Source organism: Cupriavidus phytohabitans (genome assembly GCF_000426345.1).
Classification (GTDB): Bacteria; Pseudomonadota; Gammaproteobacteria; order Burkholderiales; family Burkholderiaceae; genus Cupriavidus.
This window is the reverse complement of the sequence record NZ_AUFE01000022.1, coordinates 36,329-49,248: the sequence shown is the minus strand read 5'-3', so window position 1 is coordinate 49,248 and position 12,920 is coordinate 36,329. Positions and strand designations below refer to the sequence as shown.

Below are 12,920 nucleotides of genomic sequence, written 5' to 3'. Positions count from 1 at the left end.
CTCTCTTTAAATCCACCCAAACCGGTGGACCGGCGGGAAGGGAAATGGGGACGAAGCTGTCTGCGGGCCGCAGCGGCGTACACGAGCGTGACGCGCCGCACAATGACTGTGGGTGGAGCAACTATATGGGAATCCTGAAAAGCCCGCAAAAATTTTAAATGGGGTCAGAACACATTTAATATCGCACCGTTTCGGTGATCCAATTAAATGGGGACACATTAATTCTGCGCGGCTGGCGTCACCTCCTCCGGCGCGGAACGCACCTTTTTGGGGCGTCCTTTCGGGAGGGGCTGGACACGTCGGGTTGCGCCACGCTCGAGTTGCGCCAGGAATACCTCGCCGCCGAGAGGCCAGCCACTGTGAGCGTGGCTGCGGAGGGTCTCCAGCGTGCGGCTGGAAAGCCCCTCGGCGGTCAGCATGCGGTAGTTCGACTGCCGCTCGAACGGAGTATTGCCAAGTTCCCAGTAGGCGGAGTGATCGCTCACAAATGGGCTGGCCTCAATGCCGGCGTGATGGCGATAGCTGCTCCAGCGATCGGCTTCCGGCGTCGATACTTCGCCCGCGCGCATAGCATTGCCTTCGACGTACAGCATGGCTGGCAGAATCCACGGTGTCGGGTCGAATACCGCCGAGCGGAAGCGTCCTTCCCACAGCGTGCCGGTACGATTGGCGACGCGATTGAAGTAGCGCGCATAGCGGCGGCCGACCGCCTGCATGGTCAGGCTCAACGAGTCCGGGCCCTTGGGCGTGGCCACGAGGTGGACATGATTGGGCCGCAGCGCGTAGGCGTGGACCGCCAGGTCATGCTCGCGCGCGGCCATGCGCAGGCAGTCGAGGTAGTGCAGGTAGTCGTCCGGGCCGAGAAAGACGTCCTGGCGATTGTTGCCACGTTGCAACACCAGGGCGGGAAGTCCGGCGGGGGAAAAACGGGGAAGTCGGGCCATGGCAGGTCATGCGAGCGTCGATGCCCACATGATAGCCTGATCCGTCCCCACTTTATCTGAAGAGCCGGCGCGCTTCCGCGCGTCTCGGTCAGTTGCCCTCGCTGACCGCGAAGATGCGCCGGTGCTCGCGGATCGCATAGCGGTCCGTCATGCCGGCGATGTAGTGGGCGATCAGCCGTGGCTGATCGGCGCCATGGCCGGCCTGGTATTGCGGCGGCAGCAGGCGCGGATCGGACATGAAGGCTCCGAACAGGTCGCCGACAATGCGCTGGGCCTTGGCCGACATCCGCATTACCAGGTAATGCCGGTACAGGTGCCGGAACAGGAAGCGCTTCAATGTCGCCGCTTCCTCATGGAGTTGTGGACTGAAGCCCACCAGCGGGCCGGCGGCGCGCACGGCGTCGATATTACGCGGGTTGGCGGCGGCGATATTGCGGCTGGTGGTCTCGATCAGGTCGACGATCAGCGTGTTGATCATGCGCCGGACGGTCTCATTGATGGCACGCCGGCCATTCACGTCCGGGAAGGCATCGGCCACCTCGGCGCGATGGCGCGCCCACATCGGGACTTCGTCCAGCTGCTCCAGCGTCAGCAGGCCGGAGCGCAGGCCATCGTCGATATCGTGGTTGTTGTAGGCGATCTCGTCGGCCAGGTTGGCGAGCTGTGCCTCCAGCGACGGCTGCGTGCCCTCCAGGAAGCGCCGGCCCAATTCGCCCAGCGCCGCGGCATTGACGCGCGAGCAATGCTTCAGGATGCCCTCGCGGGTCTCGAAGGTGAGGTTCAGGCCATTGAAGCCGCCGTAGCGCTCCTCCAGCTCATCCACCACCAGCAGGCTCTGCAGGTTGTGCTCGAAGCCGCCATGATTCTTCATGCAGGCGTTGAGCGCATCCTGCCCGGCATGGCCGAAGGGCGTGTGGCCGAGGTCGTGCGCCAGCGAGATGGCCTCGACCAGGTCTTCGTTGAGGCGCAGGTTGCGCGCGATCGAACGGGCGATCTGCGCCACCTCCAGGCTGTGCGTCAGCCGGGTGCGGAACAGGTCCCCCTCATGGTTGACGAAGACCTGGGTCTTGTACTCGAGCCGCCGGAACGCGGTGCTGTGGATGACCCGGTCGCGGTCGCGCTGGAATTCGCTGCGCGACTGCGAAGCGGGTTCGGCGTGCACCCGCCCGCGCGTCTGCGCGGAGCGGGCGGCGTACGGGGCGAGGTGGCTTTCAAAGTCGGTCATGCGGCAATCCATTGGCTGGAGGTTTGGGGGCCTGGGTTGCGAGGCATAACCGGTCAATCACGCGACCGTGGCCTCGGTGGGAGGTTTAAGCACCGCGTGCTGCAGCGTGGCACGCAGGTCGGCGTCCGGCACCGTGGTGATGAACGCCTCGCCGAGCTTCTTCAGCAGGATGAACTTGATGCTGCCGGCCTCGGCCTTCTTGTCGACCTTCATCAGTTCGATATACCGGTCGGTGCCCAGTTCCGGCGCCACCACCGGCAGGTTGGCTGCCTGGGTCAGCTGGCGGATGCGGGCGCGCGTCTCGGTATCGATAAAGCCCAGCCGCAGCGACAGGTCCGCGGCCATCACCATGCCGCAGCCCACCGCTTCGCCGTGCAGCCAGGCGCCGTAGCCCATACCGGCCTCAATCGCGTGACCGAAAGTGTGGCCGAAGTTGAGGATGGCGCGCAGGCCGCCTTCGCGCTCGTCCTGCGCCACCACGCCGGCCTTGATTTCGCACGAACGCTGCACCGCCACCGCCATCAACTCAGGATCGCAGTCGTTCAGCGCCTTGATGTTGCGCTCGATCCAGGCAAAGTATTCGGCGTCGGCGATGGCGCCGTGCTTGATCACCTCGGCCATGCCGGCGGCCAGTTCGCGCGGGGGCAGCGTGCGCAGCGTGTCGATATCGGCGATCACCGCATTGGGCTGGTGGAACGCGCCGATCATGTTCTTGCCGAGCGGATGGTTGATGCCGGTCTTGCCGCCCACCGACGAATCCACCTGCGACAGCAACGTGGTCGGCACTTGGATGAATGGCACGCCGCGCATGTAGCAGGCGGCGGCAAACCCGGTCATGTCGCCCACCACCCCGCCGCCCAGCGCGACCAGCGTGGTCTTGCGGTCGGCGCCGGCCTGCAGCAGCGCATCGAAGATCAGGTTCAGCGTTTCCCACTGCTTGAAGGCCTCGCCGTCGGGCAACGTGACCGTGCGTACGGTCTTGCCGAGCGATTTCAGGCAGGCCTCGACGCGCGCAGCGTACAGCGGCCCCACTGTTTCGTTGGTGACGATGACGGCGTGCTGGCCGCGCACGTGCGGGCGCAGCAGCTCGGCATTGTCGAGCAGGCCGGTACCAATATGGATGGGGTAGCTGCGCGCTCCCAGGTCGACTTCAAGCGTGATCATGGATGGGTGGGGTCCTGCGGCGCCGGTTGCGCGGGATCGATCGCAAAGCCGGCCATTTCGAGTTGCATCAGCACCATATTAGCAAGCTGCGCCACCGAAGGCTTGCCGGTTTCAATAATGAAATCCGCCACCTCGCGGTAAAGCGGGTCGCGCTGGGCGTACAGCGCCTCTAGCTTGCCCTTGGGGTCTTCGGTCTGCAGCAGCGGGCGGTTCCGGTCGTGCCGGGTACGCAGCCACAGGTCGTGGGGGCTTGCGCGCAGGTAGACCACGGTGCCGCGGGCTTTCAGCACCTCGCGGTTTTCGGCGCGCAGCACCGCGCCGCCGCCGGTGGCCAGCACGATGCCCTGGCGCCCGGCCAGTTCGCGGATCATCGCGGCCTCGCGGTCGCGGAAACCGGCTTCGCCCTCGACCTCGAAGATCACCGGGATGCGCACGCCGCAGTGGGCCTCGATCTCGTGATCGGAATCGAAAAACGGATAATGCAGGCGCCGCGCCACCGTGCGGCCCACGGTGGTCTTGCCGGCGCCCATCAGGCCGACGAAAAAGAGATTGGGTCGATCGGATTCCGGTCGGTCGGATTCCTGTCGATCGGGGTGCGGGCGCGGTGCCGACCCTGTCGCAGAGGCTGTCACGGGACTGTCGTTCGGGAGCGCGGCGCCTGGGCCACCCTCCCCGGTTAGGAACTGCATCATCTTCTTATGTTGTGGTGCGCACGGCAAGTGCCGGCATGCAGCATCAGCCACATCCACGCATGTCTTGCCGCGCATGCCGGGCTCCTCCTGGCCTGGCCGGCCACCGGTCCAGTCCGGCGGCAACAAAAAAGGCCGCATCTGTCGATGCGGCCTGCCAGTCTACTGTATCCGGCGTCGAACCCCCGGCGCGGTCACCGCAGCGACACGCTTTCGTTAAGGATCCGCGGCGTGAGGAACACCAGCAGCTCGGTCCGGTTGCGGACCTTGGCGTTGTTCTTGAACAGGTAGCCGAGCACCGGGATATCGCCCAGCAGCGGCACCTTGTCGGTGTCGTTGGACTCCGTCTGCGTGTAGATGCCGCCGATCACCACGGTGCCGCCGTTTTCCACCAGCACCTGCGTCTGCACGTGCTTGGTGTCGATGGCAAAGCCCGAAGTGGTCTGGATACCGACGCTGTCCTTGTTGACGTCCACGTCCAGCAGCACATTGCCTTCAGGCGTGATCTGCGGCGTCACCTCCAGCTTCAGGTTGGCCTTGCGGAACTGCACCGAGGTGGCGCCGCTTGAGGTGGCGGCCTGGTACGGCAGCTCGGTGCCCTGCTCGATCAGCGCCTTGATGTTGTTGGCCGTGACCACGCGCGGGCTGGAGATGATCTTGCCCTTGCCGTCCGCCTCGAGCGCCGACAGCTCCAGCGCCAGGAAGCGGGTGGCCGCGCTGTTGAACAGGCTGACCGCGATGTTGGCCGGGTTGGTGCCGTTGATCGAGGCGGCCGGCAGACTCAGGAACGGGCCGTTGTCCGAGGTTGCGCCCGGCAGCACGTTGTTATAGGTGTTGCCGACTCTCGCGTTGTTGTACTGCCCGGCAAAGCCCAGCTTCACGCCGAGATTGCGGCTGAAGGAATCGGTCGCCTCGACGATGCGCGCCTCGATGATGACCTGGCGCACCGGGATGTCGATCTTGCCGATAAAGCTCTGCACCTCTTCCAGCTTGCTGGCGATATCCGACACGAACAGCTGGTTGGTGCGCGCATCGGCGGTCAGCGAGCCGCGCTTGGACAGCATGCGCGCGCTCGCGCCCGCGCCACCCGCCACGCCGGCCGGGGCCGCTGCGCCGCCGCCGGCACTCATGCCCAGCAGCATCCGGCGCACGTCTTCAGCGCGCTGGTAGTTGAGCTGGAATACCTGGCTGCGGATCGGCTCGAGGTCATTGATCTGCTGCTGCGACTCGAGCTCGAGCTTTTCCTTGGTCTGGAGTTCCGCCTTGGGCGCCACCCACAGCACATTGCCATTACGGCGCGAGGCCAGTCCCTTGGCATCCATCACGATCTGCAGGGCCTGGTCCCACGGCACATCCTTCAGCCGCAGCGTGATATTGCCCTGCACGCTTTCGCTGGTGATGATGTTCAGGTTGGTGAAGTCCGCGAACACCTGCAGCAGTGAACGGATGTCGATGTTCTGGAAGTTCAGCGACAGGCGCTCGCCACGGTAGCCCGGGCCGCTGATCAGCTTGGTCGGGTCTTCCTTGACTGGCCTCACCTCGACCACGAACTGCGTGTCGGTCTGGTAGGAACTGTATTCCCAGTGGCCGCGCGGCTCGATGCTCAGGCGCGCATTGCCATTGGTGTCGGAGGCAACCAGGCTCTGCACCGGCGAGCCGAAGTCGCTGACATCAAAGCGCCGCCGCAGGTGCTCAGGCAGCGTGGTGCCGAGGAAATCGACCACCACGTTCTTGCCCTGCTGCGCGATATTGATGCCCGAATCGCGCGAGGACAGGTCCACCACGACGCGTCCGGCGCCGTCCGCACCGCGCCGGAAGTCGATATGGCGCACCGACGGCCGCGCCGCCGCGGCCGCAGGCGTCATCGCCGCCGGCGCGAACGTGGGCGCGGCGTTCTTGACCGCGGGCGCCACATTGTCCAGCGCGACCACGAAGACATTGCCGCGCTGGTCGGTGCGATAGGTTGCGTTGCGCGTGAGCTCGAGGATCACGCGGGTGCGGTTGCCGATCTGCACCACGTTGGCGGCCTTGACCAGCTTGCCGTTGTAGTCATACTGCGCGCGCCCGTTGGCGATGCCGGTATCGGCAAAATCGATCGCCAGCCGTGCCGGGTTCTGCGTGGTGAAATCCATCGGCTTCTGCGCCGGTGGCCGTTCGAGTTCGATCGTGAACACGGTCTGCTCGCCGACCGTACTGACGTCGACCGCCTTGATCCGGTTGCTTTGTGCCAGTGCTGCCGGCGCGGCAATCAGCAGCAACAGCGCCAGCATTGCGCTTGCGGCGCCCGCGAGCGCACGATACCAGCGCGCGGGGGTCATGCCGACACCTCCAGCTTGAGGCTGGTCATTTTCTCTTTCCACTCGGATACCCCCTCCCGGACTAATTCGCGCAACACGATCTCCTGATCGGTGATGCGGACCACCCGGCCGTAACTCTGGCCGAGATACTGACCCACCTTCACGTGGTGGATCTTGTTATCGACGCGTACGATGCCGAAGGTCTCCCCCTGCTTTTTCAGTATCCCGAGCATCTTGAAATTCTCGAGGGGGTAGTCTTCCAGCGGCTGGCGCGGCCGCCCGGCTTCGGGCGAATCCGGCAGCGTCTTGTTCAGTTCGCCGATCTTGGCCTGGGCGAAGGGCTCCGGAGCATTGGCCGCGGCGTATTCGCGCGCCACGTAGGGCCTGGCTTCGGGCAACGGCTCGGGCGGCTTGGCGCGGGCGTTGCGCGTGGCATCCATCCACTGGCGCAGCGCGTCTTCGTCGCTGGCGCCGCAGGCGCCCAGCAGGCCCACGGCAAGCGCCGCAGCCGCCATCACGCGTGGCGATGCCTGCAGGCCCGACCATGCCGAGCCGCGAGCACGATGGGTGCGATGAGTGCGGCTCATTTGGCACCTCCCGTCTTGGCGGCGGCGGCAGCCGCGGCGGCCTTGCGTTGCGCGGCCTGCTCGTCCGGATCGAGCGCACGGTACGCCATTGCGACGGCCTCCATGGAGAGGCCGCCCTCCTTGGTATGGGCAAGCTGCAGGCTTTGCATCGACACGATCCGCGACAGCGCGGCCACGTCGGCGTTGAATTGCGCCACCTCGTGGTACCGGCCGGTCACGCGCAGGTTCACCGGGATCTCGGCGAAGTAAGGCTTGAGCACCGCCGCCTGCGGCTTGAACAGCTCGAACTGCAGGCCGCGCGCCACGCCGGCATGGTTGACGTCGGCCAGCAGCGCATCCATCTCGGTCTTGTTGGGCAGTTGCCGCTCCAGCAGGGCAACGCGCTGCTCGACCTGCTTCTTCTGTTCGCGCAATGCGTCGAGGTTGGCCACCTGCGCCACCTTGGACTGGTACGCCTGCTTCAGGTTTTCCTGTTCCAGCCGCTGGCGGTCGAGCTCGTCGAACTTGCCGCTCCAGTAGAACTGCCAGCCCAGCAGCAGCACCAGCGCCGCCGCCATCACGGCAAACAGCACGCGCGGCGCGGCCGGCCACGTTTCCGGCTCGTTGAGGTTGAGCCCGCGGAACTGGCTCGTCAGGTCGGCCAGGTTGATTTCACTATTGAGCGCCATGGTCAGGCTGCCTTTCCGGATGCGGCTGCTGGTGCGGGAGCTGAAGCGGGTGCGGTGGCGGGATTGCCCGGCGTAGCCTGCTTGCCATTGGCGCCCGGCGGCGTCTCCGGCGCGCGGTACGCGAAGCGCATCGAGAAATCGAACAGCCGGCGCTGCTCGCGCAGGTTGTTGGTCATCGTGACCGCCTTGGACTCGACCAACTCGGCCTTGTCCAGCCACGGCACACCGCCAAGGTTGCGCAGCAGTTCGGAAATGCGCTCGTTGGACTGCGCCACGCCAGCGATGGTGAAGGCCTCGCCCGCCTGCTTCAGGCTGGTGAGGTAGACGCCTTCCGGCACCTGGCGCACCAGTTCTTCCAGCAGCTGGACCGGGCGGTTGCGCTCGGTCTGCAGGCTTTCCACCGCCTTCTGGCGCTGCAGCAGCGCGTCGATATCCTTCTTGAGGTTGTTGACCTCGCGGATCTGGCCATCGAGCCTGGCGTTCTCCGCGCTCAGCACCTGGTTCAGCGCGACCACGGAGTCGATGCGCCCGTCGATATAGAGCCCGCCCAGCAGCAGCACCGCGGCACCGGCCGCGGCAGCGCCGCCCAGCATGGAATACACCTTCTTGCGCCGCGCCGCCTTGCGGGCTTCATGGTAAGGCAGCAGGTTGACCGAAGGCAGCGTGTTCGTGGACATTCGAATGCCTCCGGTGCGTTATTGCAGGCCGCGCAGGGCCAGGCCGGCACTGACGATATACGCCGGCAGGTCGCGCTGCAGGTAGCGCTCGTTGACCTTGGCGTGGGTCGCCATGTTGGCGAACGGATTCGCCAGCGTGGTCGTGATCTTGGTCTGCTGCTGGATCGCCGCCTGCACGCCCAGCAGCGAGGCATGGCCGCCGGACAGCAGGATCTCGTCGACGCGTCCCAGGCTGGAGCTGGCGATGAAGTTGCCGATGGCGGCCTGGACTTCCAGCGCCAGCGCATCGAGTGACGGCTTGAGCAGCTGCGCGCGCCACGCTTCGGGCAGCGTGTTCTTGCGCTTCTTGATCTCGGCCTTGAGCGCGTCGAGCGTGAACATGCGCGCCGCGCTCTGCGTGAGCTGGTCGCCGTAGCTGTTCAGCGGTTGTTCGTAGAGCTCTTTCCAGCCCTGGTAGAAGATCGCCTTGGAGCGGCTGCCGCCGAGGTGGACCACCGCCACCACGGGCAGCGCGCGCGCGTCGGCCTCGGACATCTCCTGTGGCACGCCCAGCATCTGCACGATCGAGCGCTGCACCGCGTACTCTTCGACGTCCATCACCTGCGGCTTGAGGCCGGCCATTTCGGCAGCGGTCACACGCTCCTGCACGCGGTCGCTGTTGGCCGCGGTGACGCGCACGCCGATGCCGCCCTCGGTCTCGCTGGGGCCGATCACGGCGAAGTCGAAGTTGACCGCCTGCGATGGCGGATAGAGCCGGTGTGCCTCGGACTCGACCTGCGAATACAGTTCGTCCTCGGACAGGTTGTCCGGCAGGCTGACCGTCTGCGATTCGGTCAGCATGGACGGCACGCCCAGCACCACCTCTTTCGAGCGGATGCCGGCCTTGCCGAGCGCACGCTTGAGCGCGATCCCGACGGCTTCAATGTTGATGACGTTGCCATCGGCAACGGCATTGCGGTCCAGCAGTTCGCTGGCGCACTTTTCCAGCCGATAGTCGTGCTTGCCGCCACCGACGGACAACTCGACTACCTTGATACTGGACGACCCGATATCCACGCCGACCGTAGTCCGGCGCAGAAGCCCCGACAAAATGCCCCGTCGCAAGGTGACCCCCCTGACTTTGAACTCGCCCACGGCATGTACGCTCTAATCGGGCGAGCCTTGTTTCTTGACCGAAACACTTGCTCTTATATGTTGGCCGATTCTCACAAAAACCGGCATCGGTGGCAACGTGCCGGTCTGACCACGATTTTTTTTTCAGAAGGCTCTCGCCAATCCGTTGCCAAAACCCCACGGTCGTCGGGTTCCCTTCCTCCTGAGCTTGCTGCATGCAACTTCGCCCTGCTTGCCGCCTTCCGCTGTCTTACATCTTGTAACAGCGCGGTAGCGGCGCGCGGGGCACTGCGCGCGCGGAGCGCCCGATGCCGGAAGATATAATGCCCGGCACCCCTGACTAGGTATTTTCCTTATGGCCACAGCACAACAGAAGCCGACCCATCCTGCCCGCCGCCCGATCTGGGCGCGCTTCATGTTCTGGGCGGTGGGGCTGGTTGTTGCCGGTGCCGTCATGATCGCGCTGCTGCTTGGCTATGCGCTGCTGGTGGCCGCGCCCAACCTGCCCTCGCTGGACACCATCACCGACTACCGGCCCAAGATCCCCTTGCGGATCTACACGGCGGACAATGTGCTGATCGGCGAGTTCGGCGAAGAGCGCCGCAACTTCGTGCCGATCGCCGAAATCCCCGATGTGATGAAAAAGGCCGTCCTGGCGATCGAGGACGACCGCTTCTACGAACACGGCGGCGTCGACTTCGTCGGCGTGATGCGCGCGGGGCTGGCCAACTTGCGCGGGGGACTGTCGCAAGGTGCGTCGACCATCACCATGCAGGTGGCGCGCAACTTCTTCCTGTCGAGCGAGAAGACCTATACCCGCAAGATCTACGAGATGCTGCTGGCGTACAAGATCGAGGCCAACCTGAACAAGGACCAGATCCTCGAGCTGTACATGAACCAGATCTACCTGGGCCAGCGCGCGTACGGCTTCGACAGCGCCGCGCGCGTGTACTTCGGCAAGTCGGTGCGCGACGTGACGCCGGCCGAAGCCGCGATGCTGGCCGGCCTGCCCAAGGCGCCGTCGGCGTACAACCCGGTAGTCAACCCGCGCCGCGCCAAGGTGCGCCAGGAATACATCCTGCAGCGCATGCGCGACCTGCGCTACATCACGCCCGAGCAATATGACGCAGCGGTGCGCGAGGAACTGAAGGTGCGCACCGAGGGCAACGAGTTCTCGACCCACGCCGAGTATGTCGCCGAAATCGTGCGCCAGCTGATGTATGCGCAATACCGTGAAGAAACCTATACGCGCGGGCTGACGGTCTACACCACGCTGACCAAGCCCGACCAGGATGCGGCGTACGAATCCGTGCGCACCGGCATCATGAACTACGAGCGCAAGCACGGCTACCGCGGCCCCGAGGCCTTTATCGACCTGCCTTCCGATCCGGCCGAGCGCGAGCAGGCGATCGACGATGCGCTGGTCGAGCACCCGGGCAGCGGCGACCTGCGCTCGGCCGTGGTCACCAGCGTGTCGTCGAAGCAGGTCAGGGCCACGCTGCTGTCGGGCGAGGTGGCGACCATCGAAGGCTCGGCGCTGCGCTTTATCTCGCCATCGATGTCGGCAAACGCGCAGCCCAAGATGAAGATGCGCCCCGGCGCGATCATCCGCGTGACGCAGGATGACAAGGGCAACTGGTCGGTCACGCAGCTGCCGGAAGTGGCAGCCGCGTTCGTGTCCCTGAACCCGCAGGACGGCGAGATCCGCTCGATGGTGGGCGGCTTCGACTTCAACCGCAACAAGTTCAACCACGTGACGCAGGCCTGGCGCCAGCCGGGTTCGAGCTTCAAGCCGTTCATCTATTCGGCGGCGTTGGAGAAGGGCTTCTCGCCAGCCACGGTGATCAACGACGCACCGCTCACGATCGGTCCCGATACTGGCGGCCAGGTGTGGGAGCCGAAGAACTACGACGGCCGCTTCGAAGGGCCGATGACCATGCGCCGCGCGTTGGCCAAGTCGAAGAACCTGGTTTCGGTGCGGATCCTGCGCGCGATCGGCACGCAGTATGCGCAGGACTACATCACCCGCTTCGGCTTCGAGGCCGACAAGCATCCCGCCTATCTGCCGATGGCGCTGGGCTCCGGCGCCGTGACCCCGCTGCAGATGGCGGGCGCGTATTCGGTGTTCGCCAACGGCGGCTACCGCGTCAACCCTTACCTGATCCAGAAGGTGGTGGACGCGCGCGGCAACGTGATCTCCGAAACGCATCCGCAACGCGCCGGCACCGATGCCGTGCGCGTGCTCGACGCACGCACCGCGTTTATCGCCGACACCATGCTGCGTGACGTGGTCCGCTACGGCACCGCCAACAGCGCCAAGCAGCGCCTGGGCCGCAACGACCTGGCCGGCAAGACCGGTACCACCAACGATGCGGTCGATGCCTGGTTCGCCGGCTACACGCCCAACCTGGTGGCGATCGCCTGGATGGGCTACGACCAGCCCAAGAGCCTGGGCGTGCGCGAGACCGGTGGCGGGCTGGCGCTGCCGATCTGGGTCGGCTACATGAGCAAGGCGCTCAAGGGCGTGCCCGAGTCGCCGGAGCGGCCGGCGCCCGAAGGCGTGCTGATGGTGGGTGGCGACTGGACCTTCGAGGAGAACGCGGGCGGTGCCGGCGTGGCCTCGGTCGGCCTGGGCGATCCGTGGCCGGGCAAGCCGGACGAATCCACGACACCGTCGCCGGATACCGAGCAGGAGAAGAAGAAGATCCTGGAAATGTTCGGCGGCGCCTGACGGGCCGCCAGCATCCGCCAGAAAGCAGAAAAGCCGGCCCGTGGCCGGCTTTTTCTTTGCACAACGCGTGCTGTGCTTCAGCCCAGCCTGAGCGCGGTGCCGGCCTGTTCGCTCACATAGCCCGACAGCGCCGCGTACAGCTCGCCGCCGTTGCGCGTGTCGACCCAGCGCTCGCCTTCGCGGCGGAAGTGGAAGCCGCCGGAGCGCGCCGCCACCCACAGTTCCTGCATCGGCGCCTGGCTGTTGATGATGATCTTGGAGCCGTTCTCGAACTCCAGCTCCATCACGTTGCCGGTGCGGCTGATTTCCACATCGGCATCGGCCGCGTCGGCGGCCGCTTCGACCGCGGCTTCGATGCGGTCCAGCTCCTGCGTGGCCAGGGCCAGGAACTCGCTTTCGCTCAAGGGGGGCATGCTAAACTCCGAGACCGCCGTTGCCGCCGCTGCCCGGATCGGGCGTACGTGGCGCGAACGGCTTTTTTGTTGAGAATTCATGTAGCGCAGAGCTTGGACGACCCGGCCGGATATGCGTCATTGGCGTCATTGCGCCGGAATCCGCCAACGCCATGCCAACAGCCTAAAGGACGACCGATGCTGCGTCGTGTTGCGATTGTATCGGCGTTTGCCGCCACCCTTGCGATGCCCCTGCTGGCCGGATGCGGCATCCGCGGGCCGCTGACCATGCCCAAGGTACCGCCCGAGCCGACCGCGCCAACCGTGGCCGATCCCGGACTGGGCCGCACCGATGTGGTGCCGCTTCCGGCGCCCGCTCCGGGCCCGGCCAGCCAGCCGGCATCGTCGCCCGCCGCCCCCACTACCCGATAAC

The 12,920-nt window shown here is 65.7% G+C and carries 12 protein-coding genes; 2 read left to right on the top strand and 10 right to left on the bottom strand.

The window, feature by feature from the left end:
* Positions 1–218: 218 nt before the first annotated feature.
* The 9 genes from K309_RS0117400 to pilM all read right to left on the bottom strand — a co-directional run bounded on the left by K309_RS0117400 (position 219) and on the right by pilM (position 9,340).
* The gene (locus tag K309_RS0117400; RefSeq protein WP_029047616.1) at positions 219–944 is read right to left on the bottom strand and encodes a transposase; all 726 of its coding nucleotides are present in this window, start codon (positions 942–944) and stop codon (positions 219–221) included.
* A gap of 88 nt (positions 945–1,032) precedes the next feature.
* Positions 1,033–2,169, bottom strand: coding sequence for a deoxyguanosinetriphosphate triphosphohydrolase (locus tag K309_RS0117395; protein ID WP_156914387.1), 1,137 nt, complete (start codon positions 2,167–2,169; stop codon positions 1,033–1,035).
* Positions 2,170–2,226: 57 nt separating this feature from the next.
* Positions 2,227–3,333: a 3-dehydroquinate synthase gene (gene aroB, locus K309_RS0117390; protein ID WP_029047614.1), complete on the bottom strand. Its 1,107-nt coding sequence runs from the start codon at positions 3,331–3,333 to the stop codon at positions 2,227–2,229.
* On the bottom strand, positions 3,330–3,863 hold the full coding sequence (locus K309_RS36735; RefSeq protein ID WP_035877764.1) for a shikimate kinase: 534 nt from the start codon (positions 3,861–3,863) through the stop codon (positions 3,330–3,332). Before K309_RS36735 ends, aroB begins: the two co-directional genes overlap by 4 nt.
* Before the next feature lie 353 nt (positions 3,864–4,216).
* A complete protein-coding gene (locus K309_RS0117380) occupies positions 4,217–6,340 on the bottom strand; it encodes a type IV pilus secretin PilQ (RefSeq protein ID WP_029047613.1) in 2,124 nt (707 codons plus the stop codon).
* The gene (locus K309_RS0117375) at positions 6,337–6,834 is read right to left on the bottom strand and encodes a pilus assembly protein PilP (protein ID WP_035877761.1); all 498 of its coding nucleotides are present in this window, start codon (positions 6,832–6,834) and stop codon (positions 6,337–6,339) included. The genes K309_RS0117380 and K309_RS0117375 overlap by 4 nt, the downstream gene beginning before the upstream one ends.
* Before the next feature lie 68 nt (positions 6,835–6,902).
* Positions 6,903–7,574 carry a type IV pilus inner membrane component PilO gene (locus tag K309_RS0117370; RefSeq protein WP_029047611.1) on the bottom strand — a complete coding sequence of 224 codons (672 nt, stop codon included), beginning with the start codon at positions 7,572–7,574 and terminating at the stop codon, positions 6,903–6,905.
* 2 nt (positions 7,575–7,576) lie between these two features.
* Positions 7,577–8,251, bottom strand: coding sequence for a PilN domain-containing protein (locus K309_RS0117365; protein ID WP_029047610.1), 675 nt, complete (start codon positions 8,249–8,251; stop codon positions 7,577–7,579).
* A gap of 18 nt (positions 8,252–8,269) precedes the next feature.
* Positions 8,270–9,340 (bottom strand): type IV pilus assembly protein PilM, encoded by a 1,071-nt coding sequence (gene pilM / locus K309_RS0117360; protein ID WP_029047609.1) that lies wholly within the window; start codon positions 9,338–9,340, stop codon positions 8,270–8,272.
* A gap of 379 nt (positions 9,341–9,719) precedes the next feature.
* On the opposite strand from pilM, the gene K309_RS0117355 reads away from it, so the two are divergent.
* Positions 9,720–12,095: a penicillin-binding protein 1A gene (locus K309_RS0117355; protein WP_029047608.1), complete on the top strand. Its 2,376-nt coding sequence runs from the start codon at positions 9,720–9,722 to the stop codon at positions 12,093–12,095.
* A gap of 77 nt (positions 12,096–12,172) precedes the next feature.
* On the opposite strand, the gene cyaY is transcribed toward K309_RS0117355, so the two are convergent.
* Positions 12,173–12,508 (bottom strand): iron donor protein CyaY, encoded by a 336-nt coding sequence (gene cyaY, locus K309_RS0117350; protein WP_029047607.1) that lies wholly within the window; start codon positions 12,506–12,508, stop codon positions 12,173–12,175.
* A gap of 177 nt (positions 12,509–12,685) precedes the next feature.
* On the opposite strand from cyaY, the gene lptM reads away from it, so the two are divergent.
* The gene (lptM, locus tag K309_RS0117345; RefSeq protein ID WP_029047606.1) at positions 12,686–12,919 is read left to right on the top strand and encodes an LPS translocon maturation chaperone LptM; all 234 of its coding nucleotides are present in this window, start codon (positions 12,686–12,688) and stop codon (positions 12,917–12,919) included.
* Position 12,920: the final 1 nt, after the last annotated feature.

Excerpts from the sequence above, each read along its gene's own strand:
- K309_RS0117400 (WP_029047616.1), bottom strand. The coding sequence starts at position 944 with ATGGCCCGACTTCCCCGTTTTTCCCCCGCCGGACTTCCCGCCCTGGTG.
- K309_RS0117395 (WP_156914387.1), bottom strand. The coding sequence starts at position 2,169 with ATGACCGACTTTGAAAGCCACCTCGCCCCGTACGCCGCCCGCTCCGCG.
- aroB (WP_029047614.1), bottom strand. The coding sequence starts at position 3,333 with ATGATCACGCTTGAAGTCGACCTGGGAGCGCGCAGCTACCCCATCCAT.
- K309_RS36735 (WP_035877764.1), bottom strand. The coding sequence starts at position 3,863 with ATGGGCGCCGGCAAGACCACCGTGGGCCGCACGGTGGCGCGGCGCCTG.
- K309_RS0117380 (WP_029047613.1), bottom strand. The coding sequence starts at position 6,340 with ATGACCCCCGCGCGCTGGTATCGTGCGCTCGCGGGCGCCGCAAGCGCA.
- K309_RS0117375 (WP_035877761.1), bottom strand. The coding sequence starts at position 6,834 with ATGGCGGCTGCGGCGCTTGCCGTGGGCCTGCTGGGCGCCTGCGGCGCC.
- K309_RS0117370 (WP_029047611.1), bottom strand. The coding sequence starts at position 7,574 with ATGGCGCTCAATAGTGAAATCAACCTGGCCGACCTGACGAGCCAGTTC.
- K309_RS0117365 (WP_029047610.1), bottom strand. The coding sequence starts at position 8,251 with ATGTCCACGAACACGCTGCCTTCGGTCAACCTGCTGCCTTACCATGAA.
- K309_RS0117355 (WP_029047608.1), top strand. The coding sequence starts at position 9,720 with ATGGCCACAGCACAACAGAAGCCGACCCATCCTGCCCGCCGCCCGATC.
- cyaY (WP_029047607.1), bottom strand. The coding sequence starts at position 12,508 with ATGCCCCCCTTGAGCGAAAGCGAGTTCCTGGCCCTGGCCACGCAGGAG.
- lptM (WP_029047606.1), top strand. The coding sequence starts at position 12,686 with ATGCTGCGTCGTGTTGCGATTGTATCGGCGTTTGCCGCCACCCTTGCG.